The sequence below is a fragment of the Mitsuokella apri genome, from assembly GCF_047974105.1.
Classification (GTDB): Bacteria; Bacillota; Negativicutes; order Selenomonadales; family Selenomonadaceae; genus Mitsuokella.
In genome coordinates this window covers 32,817-53,909 of record NZ_JBHYRS010000006.1, presented here as the reverse complement: position 1 = coordinate 53,909, position 21,093 = coordinate 32,817, and the positions used below count along the sequence as shown (strand labels likewise).

The following is a 21,093-nucleotide window of genomic DNA, read 5'->3' as shown; positions in this document are numbered from 1 at the left end:
TGAAATGGAGAGAAAGGTGGAAGTCCTTATGAAGATGGAATGGAAGAAAATCAAGAAGCTCGCCTGTGTAGGCCTGGCTTTGACTATGGCAGCCTCCATTGTAGCGGGGTGCGGTTCCGATACGAAAAAGTCCGCAGGTTCCGGAGACAGCAATGAGATTGTTGCTTACGGCGTCATTGACCCGCAGATTTCTGCTCAGCAGATCATTGCGGATAAGAAGGGTTATTTCAAAGAGGAAGGCCTGAATGTCACGAATAAATTTGTGCAGTCCGGCGGTGATATTTCGCCACTGATTTCCGGCGGCGAAGCACAGGTTTCGTTTGAGTCGCCGTATACGGATATTGCCGTAGCGGCCAATGGCGTCGGCGTCAAGATTGTAGCGCCGATGGCTGATATCGGCAACACGCAGTGCGTTGTAGCACGCAAGGATTCGGGCATCGTGAATGCCAAAGACCTGGAAGGCAAGAAAATCGGCATGGCCGCTGGCTCCGGCGTCCTCATTGCCATTCGCAATATGTGCAAAGAGATGGGCGTTGATGTCAACAAGATTCAGTTCGTAACGCTGAGCCCGAGTGATCAGATTGCAGCCATGGAACACGGTGATATTGATGCCATGGCCTGCTGGGAGCCGTGGGTCAGCAACGCGCAGAAGTCAGGCGGCAAGCTGCTCTTCAGCGGTCTGAAATCGTACCTCGGCGATAAGCAGGGCGATGTACAGTGGCTGAGCTTCTATACGACGATGCAGGTAACGGATCAGTTCTTAAAGGCACATCCGAAAGATGTCGAAGCCATGCTTCGCGCTCTGAAGAAAGCAACGGATTTCATCAACGAACATCCGGACGAAGCTGCTGAGATCGTAGCGACGGAGCTCAAACTCGACAAGGAACAGGTTAAGCACATCATGTCTCAGAACAAGTACAATATGACGTTTGACGATCATTTCAAGTCTTCCTGCGATGAGATGGCAGGGTTCATGCATGAGATGAAGAACATCCCGTCGAAGCCGGATTTCAAGAAGTATGCAGATCCGAAGGAACTCAGCAAAGTGGACGCTTCCCTCGTTACCGTTAAGTAACAGAAATTGGATTCCAGAAAAGAAGTGAACCAAGATATGTTTGATCTTCTGGTGAAGAATGGACAGTTTGTAACGCCTTCTGGCATCGTTCATAAGCATATGGCTGTAAAAGACGGCAGGATTGCAGGCTTCCTTGATGAAAAAGACAAGGCAGAAGCCCAAAAGATTGTCGATGCGAAAAATAATTTCGTACTGCCGGGCGTTGTCGATGAACACACGCATTTTGATGAACCTGGTTATGCGGAATGGGAGGATTTTTACCATGGCAGCCGTGCCGCCGCGAAAGGCGGCGTCACGACCATCCTGGATATGCCGCTCAACAATGTCCCGCCTGTTACATCGGCTGTGCGGCTGCAGAAGAAGGCCGCGATTGCCAGTGGCAAATCGTATATCGACTATGGGCTGTGGGGCGCGCTGATCCGCACCAATAAAAAGGATTTGCTTGGCTTAGCCGAAGTCGGAGCGATTGCCTACAAAAGCTTCATGTGTGATGCCGGCCCTGACTATACGGATTTGAATCTCGAGGAGATTGCAGACCGCCTTTCTTACTTAAAAACATGGCATGGCCTTGCAGGTTTTCACTGTGAAGACTATCAGATGCTCAAAGAGGCCGAGGAAGATTGCCTGAAGCAGGGGAAAACATCGCGGCAGGATTACCTCAATGTGCATTCCGTTGCATCCGAGAAGAAAGCCGTAGCCGATTTAATCCGCATCGTGCAGAAGACAGGCACGAAAGCACATATCTGCCATGTTTCCCATCCGGAAGTTGCAGCTCTTGTAGCAGAGGCAAAGAAAAACGGCATTGCCGTTACGGCAGAGACCTGCCCGCAGTACTTGCTCCTGAACGAAGAGGATTATCTGAAACGCGGAGGGATTTTCAAGTGTTCCCCGCCGCTGCGTTCGGAAGAGGCCAGGAAGAAGTTATGGCAGTATGTCGCCGATGGCACGATTGATGCCGTGGCCTCGGATCATTCTCCCTGCACGTTGGAGAGAAAAGACGAGTCAGGCCCGAAAGGTGCTTTCGGTGCCTGGGGCGGTCTTTCCGGTGTGCAGACGACGCTGCAGGGCTTCTGGAATCTCGCCGTCGAGGAGCACGGGGCATCGCCTTTGCTTGTGGCCAAGGTCCTTGCCGAGAATCCCGCGAGAATCTTCGGCCTCTGGGGCCGCAAGGGCGCGCTCCTGCCGGGCTTTGATGCGGACTTTGTATTCTTGGACGCGGAGCACGGCTGGGAGATCAAGGCCAAGCAGCTTGAGTACCTCAATAAATTTTCCGCTTTTGTGGGCCTGCAGGGAACGGGCCTGCCCGTGGCAACATATCTCAGAGGGCGCTGCATCTATGAAGACGGCGTCTTCCCCGAAAAGCCGCAGGGACGTTTCGTGCCGGCCAAGCTTCCGGAACCCGTAGAATGAATAGGCAGAATGAATAGAAAGATATGTAAGGATTTGGAGGAATCATCATGAGTCAAAAATTGGTCATCATCGAGCCAATCGGTATTTCTGCAGATGAGGCACAGGCCCTCAAAGAAAAATACCTGCCCGATGATGTGGAGATGGTTTATTACGAGACGAAGGCCAAAGACGCAGAGGAGCAGGCTGCAAGGCTCAAGGATGCCTCGCTTGTCATGCTGGCCAACTCGCCGCTGCGCGAAGATGCCCTGTCTAAGGGTCAGGACGTAAAGTTCCTGAGCGTAGCATTTACGGGTGTCGACCATGTGGCCATGGATTACTGCCGTGAGCAGAACATCGTCGTTTCGAACTGCTCCGGCTATGCCAATGAAGCCGTCAGCGAGCTCGTCTTCGGCCTCGCCATCGGCATTTACCGCAAACTCGCGGCCTGCGATGAAGCGGTGCGCAGCGGCAAAACGAGAGCAGGGCTCTTGGGGCTCGAACTTTCCGGCAAGACGTTCGGTGTGGTCGGACTCGGCGCGATCGGCCGTCAGACGGCCAAGGTCGCACAGGCTTTTGGCTGCAAAGTGCTTGGCTATAACCGTTCAAAGAAAGACATCGAGGGTGTCGAGCAGGTGGACCTTGAGACGCTCCTAAAGGAAAGCGACATTGTTTCGCTGCATGTGCCTTTGACGGCAGCAACGAAGGGCCTGATTGGCGAGAAAGAGCTCTCTTTGATGAAGCCTTCGGCCATTCTCATCAACACGGCGCGCGGTCCTGTCGTCGATACAGCAGCCCTTGCCAAAGCTCTGACTGACGGCACGATTGCTGCTGCCGGCATCGATGTTTTTGACGGTGAGCCGCCAATCCCTGCTGACAATCCGCTCCTGAAGGCGCCGCATACGCTCTTTGCCCCGCACGTCGGCTTTGCGACGAAAGAAGCTCTTGCAAAGCGCGCGGTCATCGCTTTTGAAAATGTTTCGAAGTATCTGCAGGGCCAGCCGCAGAACGTCATGGGCTGATAGGAGATAACAAGCAGAAAGAAGGTCATTCGCATGAATCTGGCATATGAACAGGAAGACAGCCTCCAGACGGATTTACTGCCAAAAGCCAGTGCTGCCAATATCGAGCGCATCCTGCGCAATCTCAATCATTTTAATTCCACACCGGAATTCGGCACGACGCGCGTGCTCTTTACGGAGCTTGAAGTCGCAGCCCGCAATTACATCAAACAGGAAATGCAGCAGCTGGGCTTAAGCATCCGCGAGGACGCGGCCGGCAATATCTTCGGCACGTACGAAGGTACGGAGCCGGTGCTTGCGCCAATCTGGACGGGCTCTCATATTGACACGGTGCTCAATGCCGGCATGTTTGATGGCATGAGCGGCGTGGTCGCGGGGCTTGAGTCCATTCGCCTTTTGGAGGAAGCACAGCTTCGCCCGAGACGCAGCATTGTCGTAGTCGTCTACACGTCCGAAGAGCCGACGCGTTTTGGCCTCGGCTGTCTCGGTAGCCGTGCTCTGGCCGGTAAATTAGGCGCTGAGGAAGCCAAGAAGCTCAAGGATAAAGATGGCAAAAGCCTCTATGAAGTCTTGCAGTCCCTCGACTTCCCAGTGGATCATTTCGATGAAGTCCCTGTCCGCCGCGGCGATGTCAAAGCAGCGGTCGAGCTCCACATCGACCAGACGGGTGAACTCGAGCGCGAAGGCAAGACACTCGGCATCGTCAGGACCATCTGCGCGCCGAGTGTCTACGATTTCAAGGTCACGGGCCGTCAGTCGCATGCCGGCGGTACGAGCATGGCACGCCGCCGCGATGCTCTGATGGCCAGCGCGGAAATGGCGCTCGCAGCTGAGGAACTGACAAAAGCTTCCCTGGGTCCCGATGACTATGCGACGGCTACGGTTGGCCGCATGAATGTCATCCCGGGAGCCGTCAATGTCATTCCCGGTGAGGTTGATTTTTCCCTCGATGTGCGTGACGCAAGTTTCGCGCATAAAAAAGAACTCACCCAGAAAATCTTAGGCAAGTTCGAGGAAATCGCCGCGAAGCGGCAGGTGAAACTCACGGGCAGGGAATACAACGACGATCATCCGATGCCCTGCAGTGAAGAGATTCAGGCAAAACTCACAGCAGCAGCCGAAGAACTCGGCATCCCGTACATGAAGACCATCAGCGGCGCCTTTCATGATTCCATGCTCGTCGGTGAATTTGCCCCCGTCGGCATGCTGTTCGTGCCGAGCCGTGACGGCATCAGCCACAGCCCGCAGGAATGGACAGATTTTGAAGACATCGCAGCCGGTACGGATGTCCTCGCAAGAGCCCTCTATGCTCTGGCCGATGAATAAGGTCTGCAATGTTTTTTATTCCTGCTCATGCGAAAGCAGGCTTAAGTAAATCAGGAAATTCTCATCGGCATTGCTGAAATCCGTATCGAGGAGTTCGCGGATTTTTTCCAGTCGGTTTGTCATGGTGTTCCGGTGCAGGTACAGGGCCTTGGCCGTTGCGGCAGCGTTGTAATTGTGCTGGAAATAAGCCTTGAGCGTTTCAACGAGCTCCGCGCCGTTGGCCGCATCGTAGTCAAGCAGGGGCTTCAGGATGTTCATGCGCAGGAGCAGCGCGAGATGCGAAGGCTCCGGCTGATTGCTCAGGAAATGGAGCGGCAGCTGCGTCAGGTAGTCGGCAGGTCCGTCCTGTCCGAGTTCGCGCGCGAGATTCATGGCGCGCAGGCTCTCCTTGAGACTTTCGGCAAGGTCTTCGACACGGCGGTGACAGCCGCTGAGGCCGATGGGAAGCGATATTCCCTTAGCCTTGAGGTCTTCTTTCAATTCCTGCATAGCGTGCTTTACTTCATGCATGGCATGCAGGCGATGGCAGCTTGAGGGAAACAGCAGGAAGAAGACACAGAGATTGTCGCTGTGGCAGAGGAAAAGCGTGGCCCCTTCCGGTACATGCTGGGGAATATTTTCCTGCAGAATGGGAAGAAGCTTGCGGCGTTCGTCGGGGTCATCCGGCAAAGGCATGGCGAGACAGATCCAGGCTTTGCGGTAGTCGAAGCCGTAAAAGGCACAGAGCGACTTGAGCTCGTTGATGCCGCGCCGACCGCGGCTGTGGAACAGGGCCTGCAGGAAATAAGCACGCCCCTGCCCGCCGGAAAGGCTGATATCGGGATCCGGAATTTCCGCACTTGCAGCTGCCGGATGTTCGTCCGAAGTCAGCTCATCGACGCCTTCGCCGCGCAGTTTCTCCCGGTAAATCTCTTCAAAGATGCACTGGGATATCGTCGAAAAGCCGTAGAAGAAAGGCAGCTCGACGACGGGAAAGTCGAGGCGGCTGGCTTCTTCGAGAAGCGGCACCGGCACGGTGCGGAAAAAACGGCGCACTTTAACGCCGAGGCCCGCACAGCCGATTTCCTTCATATTGCGGATGATGCTTTTCTGCAGTTCTGGTGAATCCTTAAAGACATAGCCTGTTGTCAGGATGAATTCATCTTTCTGGAACCATTTCAGGACGTCCGGATTATCGAGCACGTTGACACTGCGGATGATCTGTTCGCCGTGGGAAAGGCCAGTCAGGAGGCGCAGGCTGCTGAGCCCGCTCTCCTTGATGAGCCAGGATATCGTAGGCATGAGAATTTCCCCCTTTTGCGATAATTATACCATGTAGAAGGGCTTATGGGAGGTATACATGTGATGTTAGAAGAACAAATGGTTGGCAGTATTGCCCGGCGCATCCAGCAGGAGCTCGCTGCGCTTTCCCATTATTCTGCCACGGAAAAAGGCGTGACGAGGCTGCCCTTTACGAAAGAAGCGGAAGATGCCCTTGTCTGCCTGGAAAAAATGATGAAAGAAGCAGGCCTTTCGACCTGCCGCGATCACAGCGGTGCCCTGCACGGCTTTCTGCCGGGGAAAAGCGAGAAACGCTTTATCATCGGCTCGCATTATGACAGTGTCGTCGAAGGCGGTGCCTACGACGGGATTGCCGGTGTGGTCTGCGGCATTGAGATTGCACGTCATTTTTCTCCGAATACCCTGCCCTTCACGCTGGAAATTGTCGCTTTCAATGATGAAGAAGGCGTGCGTTTTGGTGGCGGCTTCCTTTCGAGCAAGGCTTTGCTCGGTGAATTGAAACCCGCGGAACTTAAAAACTACTGCGATGCAGATGGCCTCAGCTGCTATGAGGCTATGCAGAAATTTGGCTATGACCCTGAAAAAATAGCAGAAGATGTCTGGCCCGTCGAAAATATCGCGGGTTTTCTGGAAATCCATATTGAGCAGGGAGCAAGGCTTTATCAGTCGGAGCTTCCTCTTGGCCTTGTGACCGGCATTGTCGGCATGCGGCGTTTTGATATCGAGATCACGGGACGCGCCGACCATGCGGGCACGACGCCGATGACGATGCGCGCCGATGCCCTGACAGCGGCCGCCGCCTTTATCCTGACGGCACAGAAAGCCGCTGCGGAGCGCGCTGCTCCTGACGTTGTCGCGACCGTTGGTGTCTGCGAGGTAAAGCCGGGGACGGTCAATACGGTGCCAGCTTTTGTTCATTTGACTCTCGATGTGCGCAGCCTTGACGCTGCTGTCCGCGATGAGGTTGTGGAAACATGCTTTGACGCTTTGCACAAAGCAGCTGCTGCAAATGACCTTGCGGTCAAGACGCAGGAAAAGCTGACCGTGGCCCCCGTCAAGATGGATGAAACGCTCATGGCACGCCTCAGCGAGGCCATGACAGAAGAAGATATCCCCTATATGGCCCTGGCGAGCGGCGCCGGCCACGATGCCCTGCCGATTGCCCGCAGGGTGCCTGCAGCCATGCTGTTTGTCCCAAGCCGGGACGGACGCAGCCACTGCCCAGAAGAATACAGCGAGCCCGAAGATTTCGCGCGTGCTGTCCGTGTTGTGATTCACATGTTAGAAGATTGGAGCGAATAAATTATGAGTTACCCAGAACATCCCCTTTCCACCCGTGCTATTGTAAAACCAGGCCTTTGGGCCGTGCTGCCGGAAGGCGGGCTCGTCAATAATGTCATCCCAGCCATCAAGGGCTGCCGCGTCAGCATCGTCGCTTCGCCGAAAATGGGCGCCAGCTTCGTCCAGTACATCATCACGGCACAGAAGGACGGCCATACGGCGACGCCGCTGGCCAGCGAGGAAGGCGTTGAGAGTTTCATCTATGTAGTCAATGGCAGCGCTAAAGTCAAGGCCGGCGACAATGTCTATGATTTGACGGCCGGCGGCTACCTCTTTGCTCCGGCAGAGTACGGTGTTGACTTCACGGCAGAGGATGGCACGAAGCTGTTATTCTACAAGCAGAAATACATCCCGCTTGCCGGCACGAAAGCCCATATCGTCACGGGCAATGTCAACGAGATGAAGTATGAAGTCTATGAAGGCATGGATAATGTCGGCATCAAGGACCTGCTGCCGAAGGATGATCTCGGTTTTGACATGAATATGCAAATCCTTTCCTTTGAACCGGGTGGCTGCCATTCCTTCGTTGAAACGCACGTACAGGAGCACGGCGCTTATGTCCTGACGGGCTCCGGCATGTACATCATGGAACAGCAGTGGCTGCCAATCGAGAAGGGCGATTTCATGTGGTTCGGTCCGTACGTCCCACAGGGCGCCTACGGCGTTGGCCGCGAGCCGTTTGCCTACATCTATTCGAAAGACTGCAACCGCGACGTGCTGCTCTGAGCTTTCCCTGTCTGACAGGTGACAAGCGAATATTAGCAAGTATTTAGGAATGAGACCTTGCCTTTCGGCAGGTCTTATTTTTTTGAAAAAGTCCAGCGCTGGACTTTTTCAGCTTTTCACGTTCATTTTTCGCTTAGGCGGTTGTGTTTGACACAGGCGGGTGATATAATTTTTGTATGATAGTTTTGTACCGAAAAAGTTAAAAAAGTTTTCAATTATCCGATAGCAGGGGAAGGATGGGCGTTCATGTCCCGAAACAATCCTCGGACCAGATTCTCATCGTCGGTATCGAAGGTGCTTTACGAAAAGTTCTGCGTGGTGGCAGATGCCATGGGCAGGCAGAAGACAGCGCTTCTCGATGAGGCCTTGCAGTTAGTGGTTCAAAAGTATAGAAGCCGCGTGCTGGAAAGCGGCGGAGAAGGAGCATCTATTTTTATGGCTAAGACTATTGCATTCTGTTCCCACAAAGGCGGCGTCGGCAAGACGACTTCCGCAGCGGCTTTTGCGGATCTCCTCGGCAGACGCGATTACCGCGTGTTGCTCATCGACGCGGACCCGCAGGGCAATCTCTCGAAACGCTTTGGCTACCATCCAAAGGAATACCGCGGCGATGTGCAGCTGAGTTCGGCTGTCCTCAACATCCTTTCGGACAATCCGAAACCGATGAAGGAATTTACGCTTTCCACGCAGAATGCCAATGTTGACATCATCCCGAATGACGACCGCTACACGGCGACGACGAAGACGCTGCTCGATGCCGTCATGCTCGGCATCAACGCGTATAAAATCATGTTGCAGGAGCTCAGCGGCTTTTACGATTACATCATCTTTGACTGCCGTCCGGCCGTCGACAACGAGATTGCGCAGGTCATGCGGGCCGTGCAGTACCTTATGATTCCTGTGAATGCTGCCGACGATTCCGTCGACGGCGTCGATACGGTGCTTGGCTATGCCGCAAAAATTCGCAATTCGAATCCGGATCTCCGCGTGGCCGGCATTTTCTTTGAATCCATCAACATGCGCACGGCCGTGGCCCATGACTATGTGCCGCAGATCCGTCAGAAATACGCGCCTTTGATTCTCGATACGATTGTCCCCCATTCGGAGGATGCGCATAAAGCCGAAGCGCGTCATCTGCCTGTGACGGAAGCCTATCCTTCGGGCAAAGCGACGCGTGCTTATTCGAAACTCGTAGAGGAGGTATTGAACCGCATTGGCTAAGAGACAGAAATTCTCCATTTCCGCACAGCAGACGCCGGTATTTGATGATGTCGGCGCCATGTCGTCGGCTCCTACGCAGAAAGCTGGGACGAGTATCTCGCCGGAACGCCTCGCCGAACTGCAGGCCTTGATGGCCAAGCCTGTGTCGGCTCCCGCAAAGGACGAACAGGGACAGGAAGACCGCGTGGACTCCCTGCTGCCGGCTCATCATGAGGAGCTCATCGACATCGACAAGCTCGAAGCAGCTCCCGATGAGTGGAACTTCTTTGGCAAACCGAGCCCCGAGCAGTATGCCCTGATTTTCCAGTCGGTCTATAAATACGGCCTTTGGCATCCCTGCACGGTCTGGGAGCAGGAAGACGGCAAATACATGATTCTTGGCGGCCACACGCGCCGCATGGTTTATCAGGAACTTTACGAAGTCACGCAGGACGAGAAGTACAAGAAAATCCCCTGCAAGGTCTACAAGCACGACCAGATCACGGAACCGACGGCCCGCCGCATCGTCATTCTGACGAATATCGCGCAGCGCGCCAAGGAAAATTCGGCCGTGCGCATTCACTGCTACAGCGAGATGGCCCTGCTCGAGAAAGAAGAGGCCTTCTACGGCTCCGGCGTTGACGTCAACACGGCCGTGGCCAAGTTATTTGGCGTCAGCCGCGCGACGGTCTTTTTCTACCGCCGACTTGAAAAACTCATCCCTGAACTCCTCGATGCCTACGACCAGCGTAAAATCTCGCAGGCCGCGGCGAACATGCTCTGCGACGTTCCGCAGGAACTGCAGGAATACATCTATGAGATGGGGTATTATCTTGAACTCAAGCCTGCCATGCGTCAGGAGCTCAAGCAGGCAGAAAAGCCCGAGGATGTCGATGCCATTTTCGCGCAGGCGAAGAAGCCGCTCGAAAAATACCAGTACGTGTTCTCAACGAAAGTCAAAAAGCCCAGCGACTTTGACTTCGTGCCTCTTGCTGTCAATCACGATGAGGTGCAGGCTTTTAAGGATTTCATGGAGCAGACGCTGGATTTGGCCGACAACCTTTCCGACCATACGAAAAAGGTCATTCGCGAAATGCTGAAGAACTGAGAAAACTGTGATGCTGTGATTCTTAGAAGGGAAGCGGTTTTTATGAAACGCGATAAGATTGCCTGTCATTGCCGCCGTGTGAGTTACGGCGATATCGTCGATGCCGTGGCAGCCGGTGCCAAAACCTTTGATGAAGTCTCTGCCAAGACGGGCTGCAGCACGGGCTGCGGCAAGTGCAGAGAGTTCATCACGCATATGGTCGAGGATATTCAGCGCTATCCGGAGGACTATGACCTGCCGGCGAAGACAAAAAGTTGATTTTTGTTTGTCCATTGAGTACATACCCATGTTACAAAAAATCGAGAAATTTTTAGCAAAAACTTGACAATATTACACCTTCCTGCTATAATACAATTAAACAAAGGAAGAAAGTCATAGACAAAGGTCAACGAGAAATGACTTCTTACCTCTTGTGAATATCACTTCCAGCACAGCAGGGAGGCGAGTCCGATGGGCCGTTAATTGGTTCATGCGGTAAGAATTACATGGACAAACAAACAGAAAGCAAATAGCCGCTTAGTCGAAACAGATTGAGCGGCTTTTGCTTTGCCTAAAAAACATTCCTGCGTTTTCAGCAGGATGCAGCGGTATTTTCTTTAGGAAAATCTCATGTTTCTTTCAGGGGATTCCTATTCTTGTTGTGCTATATTATCGTCATAATGACATACGGGCTGTGTTGGAGCCTGACCATTTAACGGCAGCTTGGCTGCCGCAGTATGGCGAAAAAAATCGACGCATCTTCCTTGGCGAAGTGCGTCTTTTTTTATGCGAAAGGGGAACTTATCGTGAAGAAATGGAAAAAAGCGGCACTTTGTGCCGGCATTGCCACAGGGGTCTTGTTTAGCGGTGCACTGCAGGCGGAGCCGACGGCCCAGGCAGCAGCGGCTGTCACCACACCCGCAACGGCGCAGAATGGCATCCAGTCGGTGTCGGTCATCGCGAGAGTCTACGGTGATGGTGAGAAACCAGCCTTTGCCGTGGTCACATATCCAAAGGCTATTGATGGAACGAAACTTTCCGCAGATGATTTCAGTGTGGAGGGTCAGACAATTGAGAGCGTCACGACAAACGTCACGCCGAACCCGACACCAAATAAAGTCTCGGGACGTTATGTACTCCTGAAGCTTGCACATACGAATATGGTCTATGATGGCGATCTTGCCAAACAGCCGGGGCATGAGAAAAAGATGGCTGCTGGCGCGCAGAGAAATAGCGATAAGATGCAGCAGGATGCCCCGATGCATTCGGACCGCCAGCTGCCGGACCTTACGGTGAAAGTTAAGCAGCTCAAGGACATCAAGGCCATTGACGGCACGGTTTACCATGCCAAAGGCAAAACGGTGACGAGCAGCAGCGTCTCGGAGCCGGAAATCGAGCAGTTCCAGCAGTTCACTTACACGGACCCAGAGACGGGCTATCAGCTGCCCTGCAATATCTATCTGCCAAAAGGCTACGACAGCAGCAAAAAATATCCGCTGCTCTTCTTTGTGGCCGATGCCAGCGCGGATATTAATGTGACGGCGACGCCGCTTTTCCAGGGCAATGGTGCGACGGTCTGGACGGAGCCGGAGGCGCAGGCAAAACATCCCTGCATCGTCTTTGCACCGCAGTACACGGATGATCTCATCAATCAGATCGGCATGCTGACGGCCGACAGCAACACATGGACACCGGGGCTGACGCTCGTTTCCCACGCCCTGCAGTCCGTCATCGACAATTATGCCGTTGATACGAACCGCATTTACGGCACGGGCCAGTCGCAGGGAGGCATGACGAACATTGCTCTGAGTGACAAATATCCGAACCTTTTCGCCGCGCAGTGGCTCGTGGCCTGCCAGTGGAATACGGACGAAATGAAAGTACTCAAGGACAAGAACCTCTGGATCACGGTCTGCGAGGGCGATACCAAGGCGCATCCAGGCATGGATGAAGCCGTGGCTAAATGGGAGGCCCTCGGCACAAAGGTCGCGAAGAACGACACCTTCTGGGACAGCAAAGCCCCGCTTTCTACCATTAACCAGCAGGTTAAAGACCTCGAAAAACAGAATGCCCATATCAATTACACGGTTTTTGCCGGCGGCAACCACATGTATACATGGTCCTTTGCCTATAACATCGAAGCCATCCGCGACTGGCTGTTCAGCCAGTCCAAGGACGGCACGCCCGTGAAAAATTCATAAACATGAGAAAATGCATCAGCAGCATTTTGACAGTCAGCCCTGTTCTACACAAAAAAGTAGGACAGGGCTGTTTGTATATACACACGCATGAATTATCACTAAATTTCAATAAATTTGCTTGTTTTGTTTCGTTGTTTCGATTCCATCGGCTTGTTACCTATTGTTATTTTTTTAACAAATATGCGTGATACCTCTGGACTTTATCGGATGGTATGTTATAATATGAACAAATAAAATTGATGAGATAAATAGGAGGATAAATCATGGCTATCGTAATTTGGGGAATCATGATCGCGTTTGTTCTTTGCATTGGCAGAAACATCGCTGCAAGATAAGAAGCGACGGGATTCATAGGACAAAAAAGAAGCTGGCCTGAGCCAATTGACCAGTTTGTAACCATCTGTAACGTTCTCAAGTGAAAAAGAGAACTTTCTAGCTTTCTTAGGAGGAATTTATCATGGCTATCGTAATTTGGGGTATTATCATTATGTTCACGCTCTGCCTGCTCGGGAAATTCACGACGGACTGACTTTCAGAACAGAGGAACTCTAGCAAAATAACAGAAAGAAGGTTGTCAGCTGGTCAGACACGGACTTGTTTCCTGTCGCCGATTGCGCTATACTGAACACATCGATGCAAAAACAAAATAGAAAGCAGAGTAAGTGCCTGTGCGTAAAGTGCCGGATGAACGGGGAGTTGACATCTGGACGAAGGCTAAAAGCCGCGGTACAGGCATTGCATCCCGCTGCTGCAGATATGGAAATCAAAAAGGCTTTTCTTGCTGCGGCAACGCTGCAGAGATCCTCGATTTAATGAATCGGGAATTCAAAAGGAAGGTCTTTTTTTATGTCCAAATTTTCCGTGAAGGCCATGGTCTATGCCGGTGTATCGGTGGCTCTGGCCGTATTGTTCTCGTATGTTTTCGCCATCCAGACGCCGTTTGTGCGCGTGACGTTTGGCTTTTTGCCCATCGCCATTTACGGCGCGATGTACGGCCCGTGGAAGGGAGGGCTCGTGGCGGCAGCGACTGACTTTATCGGCACGGCCCTGCTCGGCACAAGCATCTTTTTCCCCGGCTTTCTCGTGTCCGGTTTTCTGACAGGATTTGTCTATGGCTGGTTTTTTCATCGTCATCGCGTGACGATCTGGCGCGCCTGCGTGCCGTTTTTCCTTGTCATGATTTTCATCCATCTGGGGCTCAACACGCTCTGGCTGACTATCTTCTACCATAAGGCAGCTTCAGCGATTTTTCTGAGCCGCCTTATCAAGAATATCATCTGCTATCCAATGGAAGTCGGACTTTTCCTCGCCGTATATCGTCCGCTCGTGCGCTTTCTGCCCGAGCAGTTCCCACAGGCTATGGCCGTCAAATGAATACAGGGAGCAGCGGCATGGTGATGCTGACCATTGTTGTAAAGAAATGATAATGAACAATATTGTTTCGGTTTGCACGATAATAAATAATAAATAGAAGATAATGAGAGAAAAAGCTTGAAAAATGAAGGATATAGGATGATATTTTGTTTCTTACATGTATTTCGCTCTTGCTGATTCGCTTCGTTTGTGGTGTAATATACGTGTAAACGATGTTAATCGATTGCGTAAATCGATTGCTAAGGAGATGAGAGATTTGCCAAGAGGAAAAAAAGACAGCATCACCATTGCGGATATTGCCAAACGGGCAAATGTCTCAACGACGACGATTTCCCGGTATCTGAACGGCAAGTACGAATACATGTCGGAAAAATCCCGTGAAAAGATCGCCGGCATCATCAAGGAGACAGGCTACCGTCCGAATAAGATGGCCCGCGGTCTCAAGATGCAGCAGAGCAAGATCATCGGGTTTGTCGTGGCCGATATCGCCAATCCGTTTTCTTCGATTCTCGCCAAGGGCATCAGCGATGCCTGCCGTCAGCATGGTTATTCCATGACCCTGGCCAACACGGATGAAGATCCTCATCGGGAACGCAGTGCAATTCGTTCCATGATGGACCAACAGGTAGATGGTATCATCGTGCACCAGTCCGGTGAGAACGAAGCCTTCTTTCGGGAACTTGCCAGGGAAGGCGCGGCCGTCATTTTTGCCGAGCGTCCTTTGGGCAATCCGCCAATTTTAGACGCCTTCCGGACACAGGATGATGCAGCCATCAGGCAGATGCTTCTCTGTATGAAGGAAAAAGGCTATGAGCGTGTGGGGTACTTCACCGCGCCGCTGCGTCACTTCGATACCCGCATACGGCGCAGTCAGGCCTATCACACGTACAGCAGAGAATTCTTCGGGCAGGAGCCGCTTGAATACGTCATCGACCTCAAGCAGCCCGACTTGTTAAAAGAACAGCTGAAAGGGTTTCTGAATCAGTCCGGCAGGCTGGCCTTGCTGACCAGCAACGGCGTGATGACCCTGCAGGTTCTAAAAGCCCTGAAGTCACTTGGCGTGCAGTATCCCCGCGATGTCGGTGTCGGCAGCTTCGATGACTGGGACTGGATGGAACTCGCTGATATCACAGCCATTCATCAACCCTCTTATGAACTGGGCTGTGCCTGCGTCAAAAGGCTGATGGAGCGCATCGGGCAGCCGGGGCTTGCACCCGCGCTGCAGGAGCTTCCCTGTACTTTGACGATTCGCAACTCCCTCTGATACGGAGCTGCTTCTTTTTCCCCTCTTTGTTAATCGATTGCTATAAATTGTCACAATCTTTTATAGCATCGAAAAAATAATAATAACGCGTATTTGTTCGAATATCACTTCGAATTTTATTTTTATCCTGTTTGTTAATCGATTGCGTTAATCGATTTCTGAATGATTTAGAAAGAAGGGTTTCTCTTGACAAGATTGATTCTCCCGACCTTGATTTTTCCTGATCAGGCCGGACTAAAGGCAGACATCGAACGAATTGCAGCGCTGGGCGCTGATGGCATTGAAATCCGGCGTGAGCGGCTGGAACCTGAGGAAAGCTTATTCCAGCAGGCGGGCCGGCTGCTTCGGGAAAAAAACTTAAGTCCCGTCGTTTATTCCGTACCAGCCGATTTCTGGCAGGACGGCAGGATAAATCCGGATTTCGAGCTTTATGCCAGAGAAGCAAAGAGCCTTGGTGCTGGCTTCATCAAATTCGGCTTGGGCAATCCGCCGGAGCAGATGGATGCAAAAAGTCTTGTCGCCATCCTGCAGAAGCTGCCCTGCCGCCTGCTGGTGGAAAACAGCCAACTTGCCCTGCATGGCGGCACTGCTAAGGCCTTTGCCCGCTTCTTCCTGCAGCTGCCGCAGGGGCTTGCAGCCATGACGTTTGACACGGGCAATTGGCAGACCGTAGGGGAGTCCGCAGATGAAGCGTATGCAATGCTGCAAAAATACATCACCTACGTCCATATCAAAGGGGTTCGGAAAAAAGCGGCAGGCTGGGACAGCATCCCGGTGAAAGCAGATGATGTCTGGTTCAGCCGCTGCCGCGGGCACGCGCTGGCCGCTGTGGAATTTCCGCTGCAGGACCCCGCAAAAGAAGGTAAGTTCTGGCTCAGCCAGTTGAGAGGAGAGAAGAAAATGAAACGATTCCTGACATTTGGTGAACCGATGGTCATGTTTACGGCACAGTCGGAAGGCGATCTGGCCGACCAGATGATGTTCCGCAAGTTCGTGGCCGGTGCGGAAACGAACGTTGCGACCGGCATGGCGCGTCTGGGCTACGAATCGTATTTTGCCAGCCGCGTCGGCAGGGATTCGCTGGGACGCTTCATCAAGAAGGCCCTCGCAAAAGAAGGCATCCATATGAATTTTGTCTCTACCGATGACAAATGGCCAACGGGCTTTCAGCTGAAATCGCATACGACACACGGAGACCCCGAAGTCGAGTACTTCCGCGAATTCGCGGCCTTCCGCCATATCCCATGTGAGGGCATGACGGATATGCTGATGGGCATGGACCATCTGCATGCCACGGGCATTCCGCTGGCTCTTTGCGAAAACACCAGGCAGTACGGCTTTCAGATGCTGAAGGCCGCGAGAGCCGCGGGCCTAAGCATCAGCTTTGACCCGAATCTGCGTCCGAATCTCTGGTCTTCGCGCGAAGAGATGGTTCGCGTCACGAATGAAGCCGCGGCCCTTGCCGACTGGTTTCTGCCGGGCATCCATGAGGGCGAAATCCTTACTGGTTTCAAAGAGCCTGAGGCCATCGCCGACTTTTATCTGAAACGCGGCGTGAAGCTCGTCATCATCAAGCTCGGTAAGGAAGGGGCCTTCTTCAAGGCCAAAGACGGACGCAGCGGCATGATGCCGGGTGTGCAGAACGTCAAGGTGGTCGACACGGTCGGTGCCGGCGATGGCTTTGCCGTCGGCGCGGTCAGCGCTCTTTTGGAAGGCTGTACGGAGCTTGAGGCACTGCAGCGCGGCAATGCGATTGGCGCTTTGGCCGTGCAGTTCCCCGGCGACAGCGACGGCCTGCCGACAAGGCCGGTTCTTCGAGATTATATGAATGCCGTTTACGCCAGGATTGCCTGAAAATAGGGGTTAGGGAAAAATGAAAGGATGAGATTTCCATGGCAAAGGTTTTAAGTGCAAAAAGATGGTATCGTTTGATGCCTGTTGTATTCATTACGTATAGTTTGGCCTATCTGGACCGCGCAAACTTCAGCTTCGGTTCAGCCAGCAGCATGGCCTCGGATCTTATGATTACGCCGGCCGTTTCCTCGCTGCTCGGTGCACTGTTCTTCCTCGGTTACTTCTTCTTCCAGGTCCCGGGTGCTGCTTATGCGGAAAAACGCAGCGCGAAAAGACTGGTTTTTGTCTCGCTGATTCTCTGGGGCTTCCTGGCTGCCGCTACGGGCATGCTTTCGGACCCGACCCAGCTGATGATTGTCCGCTTCATGCTCGGCGTAGTCGAAAGTTTCGTCATGCCGGCCATGCTCGTCTTCCTCTGCCATTGGTTCACGAAGAAAGAACGCTCCCGCGCGAATACCGTTCTCATTCTCGGCAACCCTGTCACCGTCCTTTGGATGTCCATCGTTTCGGGCTATTTCCTTCATCTCTTTGGCTGGCGCATGATGTTCATCATCGAAGGCATTCCTTCCTTGATTTGGGCGTTTGTCTGGTATAAACTGGTCAACGATCACCCGCGTCAGGCAAAATGGCTGAAAAAAGAAGAACGCGATGCCATTGAAGAAGAACTGGCAGCCGAACAGAAGGGCATCAAGCCGGTCAAGAATTACCGCGAAGCATTCCGCAATAAAAAAGTCATTGCACTCTGCGCACAGTATTTCCTCTGGAGCATCGGCGTTTACGGCTTCATGATGTGGCTGCCGTCCATCCTGAAATCGGCTCCGAACATGGACATCGTCACGACGGGCTGGCTCAGCTCCGTTCCGTATCTCCTCGCCATCATCGGCATGGTCGCCGCTTCGTATTTCTCGGATAAACTCCTCAACCGCCGCGATTTCGTCTGGCCGTTCCTGTTCATCGGTGCCATAGCCTTCTACGGCTCGTTCCTCATCGGCAGCTCCAGCTTCATCATCTCCTATGTCCTGCTCGTGCTGGCCGGCGGCATGATGTACGCACCGTATGGTCCGTTCTTCGCCTTCATCCCGGAGATGCTGCCGTCGAACGTTGCCGGCGGTGCCATGGCCCTCATCAACAGCTTCGGCGCACTTGGCAGCTTTGTCGGTGCTTTCCTCGTCGGCCTGCTCAACAGCTATACGGGCAGCTACGGTGCCTCCTATATCTTCATGGCCTGCTCGCTGCTCATCGCCTCGGCCATCACGTACCGCGTCTTTACGGTAAAAAAAACGACAGCAGAAGGAGCTCTGAATCATGACAACAACGAAATTTCAACTCGCGCTTGACCGCTTTTCCATTGAAGAAGCCTTAAAAATCGCCCAAAAGGCAGCCGACGAAGTGGATTGGTTGGAAATCGGCACGTCGCTCGTGAAAGAATTTGGCATGGCAAGTGTCAGGGCCTTTCGTCAGGCGTTTCCTGACAAAGTTCTGTTAGCGGACACGAAGACCATCGACAACGCCATTTACGAGGCAAAGATTGCCTACGATGCCGGCGCAGACGTCATTACGGTCATGGGCTGCGGCCCTGAGGTCACGATTGAGCTCGTGGCAGAAGAAGCACGGAAACGCAAAAAAGACTATATGATCGATTTGCTCAACACGACGCCGGACTGTCAGCGAAAACTGAGGGATGCTTTCCCAGATGCCGTGTTCTGCCTGCATACGAGCAAGGATGTGCAGGAACACGGGCAGGCTGCAGCTGCAGAGAATATTTCCTGGCAGGGACGCCGCTTGGCCGTGGCCGGCGGCATTAAAAAAGAGACGATTGGCACCATCGCTGCCCGTCTTGCCCCTGAGGTCTATATCATCGGCGGGGCCATCACGAAGCAGGAAGACCCGCGCGCTGCAGCAAAAGCCCTGCGCAGCCTCATCAAATAACGCTGTAAATAGAAAGATAGGAAGGATTCACATCATGGAAAATACAATGAAAAAAATTCTGGCAGAGATCGCTGGTGTCATGGATAAAATGAACGAACAGGATGTCGAGAATGTGGCAAACCGCTTGGAAAAAGCGCCGCGCATCTTCGTGATTGGTGAGGGCCGCAGCGGCCTGATGGCCCGTGCCTTTGCCATGCGCCTCATGCATCTCGGTGCTGTCTCCTACGTCATTGGTGAGACCATCACGCCGTCCATTGCCAAAGGCGATGTTTTGGTTGCCATTTCTGGCTCGGGCCGCACGCATCATGTCGTCTGGACGGCCGCGAAGGCCAAAGAAGAGGGCGTTTTTGTACAGGCCCTGACCACGAATCCGGATGGGGACCTCGCCAAGACGGCCGATGCGGCTCTCATCGTGCCGGCCGCGACGAAATTCCGTCGCGAAGGAGAAGCTCCGAGCATCCAGCCGCTCGGCTCCCTGTTCGACCAGAGTGCCCATATTGTCTTTGATGCCATCTGCCTGAAATACGCTGAGGCAAAGAAAATCAGCCAGCAGGCGGCGTTCCAGAAGCACAGCAATCTGGAATCCTGAGTCTCAGTTTAAGTGAAATTTCTATCCTATAAAGAAAAGGATGGTCTTCATGCATTATCTTGAAAAATATAGGACCTTACAACAGATTGCAGCGCAAGGACTCATTGCCGTGGTGCGCGGCCGCACTATGGAAGAGGGCATCCGCACTGCAGAGGCCTGCATTGCCGGCGGGGTCAGGATCATCGAGCTTGCCTTTACGACGCCGCAGGCAACAAGGGCCATCGAAACGCTGACGAAAAAATACGCTCAGATAGATGATGTTGTCATCGGTGCCGGCACGGTGCTCGAACCGACTTCCGCGCGTCTCGCCATTCTTTCCGGTGCCAAGTTCATCGTCTCCCCGACCTTTGATGAAGAAGTGGTCCGGCTCTGCAATCTCTACCGCGTAGCCTGCTGTCCCGGTGTCATGACGCCGGATGGCGTCACGAAGGCCTTGTCCGCAGGTGCCGATATCATCAAGATGTTCCCCGGCGACCTGCTAGGTCCGCGCGCAATTAAGGACATCCACGGCCCGCTGCCGCAGGCCCCTCTGATGCCGTCCGGCGGTGTCTCTCTTGAAAACATCGCAGCCTGGCTGCAGGCCGGCTGCATCGCTGTTTCTGCCGGCAGCAGCCTCACAGCTCCCGCGAAGCACAGTGATTTCCAGGGCGTAGAACGGATGGCCCAAAAATTCACGGCGGCCGTAAAGGAAGCGCTGGGGCAGGTGCCTGCAGAGCCTGTCCTGACGCCGGTTGCTTAAAAAAGACGATGTACCAAACAGCGTGGCTTGGTACATCGTCTTTTTATTTTCTGTTTGAAAAAGTCCAGTACTGGACTTTTTCAGCCAATCATGGTTTCAGGAAAAGTAAGGAATGAGCACCTGTGGCAGGATGGCACGGAACCAGCGAACCATTTCTTTGTCCGAAATTGTCATGCCGTCCAGAATCCATTTGCGCATGGCGTAGGTGCCGCTGACATCTTTGGCTTCAAGGGCAAATTGGATTAAGGGCTCCTGAATGTCAATTCCTTTTCTCTGCAGAAAGCCGCGGTCAAATTCTAAAGTCTGCTGAATTTCGTGCTCTACAGCACACCCTTGTGCACGGCTTTTGTAGAGATGCTGGACGAGTGTCAGGTGCTCGCGAAAAGCGGTAAACTGCTTCAAATACAGACTTTCCCATTCTGCCATGGTCGTGGCGGGAGTCTCTGGATAAATTGGCCTCGTGAAAAAGTCATCGTAAACATCATTGCCCAGTGCGTATTTATCTGCATAATAGCGGTAAAAGGTCTGCTTGCTGACTTCGGCAGCATTGAGGACTTCCTGCACCGTGATGTCATCGATGGTTTTTTGCTGCAGGCAGGAAATCATCGCCTGCTTCAGGAGTTTTTTGCAATTCATGGTAAATTCCTTTCTGAGCCTAGTATAGCACAGGTGCTTTGTTCATAGAAAGTCAGCCGATCC

At 53.1% G+C, this 21,093-nt stretch carries 19 protein-coding genes and 1 riboswitch; of the genes, 17 read left to right on the top strand and 2 right to left on the bottom strand.

The window, feature by feature from the left end:
• The first annotated feature begins 28 nt into the window (after positions 1-28).
• Genes ACE419_RS08790 through ACE419_RS08775 form a run of 4 tightly spaced genes read left to right on the top strand, consistent with a single transcriptional unit; the run spans position 29 to position 4,809 of the window.
• A complete protein-coding gene (locus tag ACE419_RS08790) occupies positions 29-1,075 on the top strand; it encodes an ABC transporter substrate-binding protein (protein ID WP_432646296.1) in 1,047 nt (348 codons plus the stop codon).
• A gap of 36 nt (positions 1,076-1,111) precedes the next feature.
• Complete coding sequence (allB, locus tag ACE419_RS08785; protein WP_435721745.1) at positions 1,112-2,485, top strand: allantoinase AllB; 1,374 nt, start codon at positions 1,112-1,114, stop codon at positions 2,483-2,485.
• 47 nt (positions 2,486-2,532) lie between these two features.
• Positions 2,533-3,483: an NAD(P)-dependent oxidoreductase gene (locus ACE419_RS08780; protein ID WP_435721744.1), complete on the top strand. Its 951-nt coding sequence runs from the start codon at positions 2,533-2,535 to the stop codon at positions 3,481-3,483.
• A 33-nt stretch (positions 3,484-3,516) separates the two neighbouring features.
• Positions 3,517-4,809 carry a M20 family metallo-hydrolase gene (locus ACE419_RS08775; RefSeq protein WP_435721743.1) on the top strand — a complete coding sequence of 431 codons (1,293 nt, stop codon included), beginning with the start codon at positions 3,517-3,519 and terminating at the stop codon, positions 4,807-4,809.
• A 15-nt stretch (positions 4,810-4,824) separates the two neighbouring features.
• Here the strand turns inward: ACE419_RS08775 and ACE419_RS08770 are convergent, their stop codons facing one another.
• Positions 4,825-6,090 carry a PucR family transcriptional regulator gene (locus ACE419_RS08770; RefSeq protein WP_435721742.1) on the bottom strand — a complete coding sequence of 422 codons (1,266 nt, stop codon included), beginning with the start codon at positions 6,088-6,090 and terminating at the stop codon, positions 4,825-4,827.
• Between the two features lie 63 nt (positions 6,091-6,153).
• Here ACE419_RS08770 and ACE419_RS08765 point away from each other — a divergent pair, with 63 nt between their 5' ends.
• The 13 genes from ACE419_RS08765 to ACE419_RS08705 all read left to right on the top strand — a co-directional run bounded on the left by ACE419_RS08765 (position 6,154) and on the right by ACE419_RS08705 (position 20,394).
• Positions 6,154-7,392 carry a M20 family metallo-hydrolase gene (locus ACE419_RS08765; protein ID WP_435721741.1) on the top strand — a complete coding sequence of 413 codons (1,239 nt, stop codon included), beginning with the start codon at positions 6,154-6,156 and terminating at the stop codon, positions 7,390-7,392.
• A 3-nt stretch (positions 7,393-7,395) separates the two neighbouring features.
• Positions 7,396-8,157: a (S)-ureidoglycine aminohydrolase gene (gene allE / locus ACE419_RS08760; RefSeq protein ID WP_435721740.1), complete on the top strand. Its 762-nt coding sequence runs from the start codon at positions 7,396-7,398 to the stop codon at positions 8,155-8,157.
• 435 nt (positions 8,158-8,592) lie between these two features.
• Positions 8,593-9,378 carry a ParA family protein gene (locus ACE419_RS08755; protein WP_435721739.1) on the top strand — a complete coding sequence of 262 codons (786 nt, stop codon included), beginning with the start codon at positions 8,593-8,595 and terminating at the stop codon, positions 9,376-9,378.
• Positions 9,371-10,465: a ParB/RepB/Spo0J family partition protein gene (locus tag ACE419_RS08750; protein ID WP_435721738.1), complete on the top strand. Its 1,095-nt coding sequence runs from the start codon at positions 9,371-9,373 to the stop codon at positions 10,463-10,465. Before ACE419_RS08755 ends, ACE419_RS08750 begins: the two co-directional genes overlap by 8 nt.
• A gap of 42 nt (positions 10,466-10,507) precedes the next feature.
• Positions 10,508-10,723 (top strand): (2Fe-2S)-binding protein, encoded by a 216-nt coding sequence (locus ACE419_RS08745; RefSeq protein ID WP_432646305.1) that lies wholly within the window; start codon positions 10,508-10,510, stop codon positions 10,721-10,723.
• Between the two features lie 527 nt (positions 10,724-11,250).
• Positions 11,251-12,645, top strand: coding sequence for a prolyl oligopeptidase family serine peptidase (locus tag ACE419_RS08740; RefSeq protein WP_435721737.1), 1,395 nt, complete (start codon positions 11,251-11,253; stop codon positions 12,643-12,645).
• Positions 12,646-13,297: 652 nt separating this feature from the next.
• A riboswitch (THF riboswitch) is annotated at positions 13,298-13,395 on the top strand.
• 96 nt (positions 13,396-13,491) lie between these two features.
• Positions 13,492-14,019: a folate family ECF transporter S component gene (locus ACE419_RS08735; RefSeq protein WP_435721736.1), complete on the top strand. Its 528-nt coding sequence runs from the start codon at positions 13,492-13,494 to the stop codon at positions 14,017-14,019.
• Positions 14,020-14,275: 256 nt separating this feature from the next.
• Positions 14,276-15,283 (top strand): LacI family DNA-binding transcriptional regulator, encoded by a 1,008-nt coding sequence (locus ACE419_RS08730; RefSeq protein WP_435721735.1) that lies wholly within the window; start codon positions 14,276-14,278, stop codon positions 15,281-15,283.
• A 186-nt stretch (positions 15,284-15,469) separates the two neighbouring features.
• Positions 15,470-17,137 (top strand): PfkB family carbohydrate kinase, encoded by a 1,668-nt coding sequence (locus ACE419_RS08725; RefSeq protein WP_435721734.1) that lies wholly within the window; start codon positions 15,470-15,472, stop codon positions 17,135-17,137.
• Positions 17,138-17,175: 38 nt separating this feature from the next.
• Positions 17,176-18,474 (top strand): MFS transporter, encoded by a 1,299-nt coding sequence (locus ACE419_RS08720; protein ID WP_435721733.1) that lies wholly within the window; start codon positions 17,176-17,178, stop codon positions 18,472-18,474.
• On the top strand, positions 18,443-19,066 hold the full coding sequence (gene hxlA / locus ACE419_RS08715; protein WP_435721732.1) for a 3-hexulose-6-phosphate synthase: 624 nt from the start codon (positions 18,443-18,445) through the stop codon (positions 19,064-19,066). The genes ACE419_RS08720 and hxlA overlap by 32 nt, the downstream gene beginning before the upstream one ends.
• Positions 19,067-19,100: 34 nt before the next feature.
• Positions 19,101-19,655: a 6-phospho-3-hexuloisomerase gene (gene hxlB / locus ACE419_RS08710; RefSeq protein ID WP_435721731.1), complete on the top strand. Its 555-nt coding sequence runs from the start codon at positions 19,101-19,103 to the stop codon at positions 19,653-19,655.
• Between the two features lie 49 nt (positions 19,656-19,704).
• On the top strand, positions 19,705-20,394 hold the full coding sequence (locus ACE419_RS08705) for a bifunctional 2-keto-4-hydroxyglutarate aldolase/2-keto-3-deoxy-6-phosphogluconate aldolase (protein WP_435721730.1): 690 nt from the start codon (positions 19,705-19,707) through the stop codon (positions 20,392-20,394).
• A 96-nt stretch (positions 20,395-20,490) separates the two neighbouring features.
• On the opposite strand, the gene ACE419_RS08700 is transcribed toward ACE419_RS08705, so the two are convergent.
• On the bottom strand, positions 20,491-21,030 hold the full coding sequence (locus tag ACE419_RS08700; RefSeq protein WP_432646315.1) for a TetR/AcrR family transcriptional regulator: 540 nt from the start codon (positions 21,028-21,030) through the stop codon (positions 20,491-20,493).
• Positions 21,031-21,093: the final 63 nt, after the last annotated feature.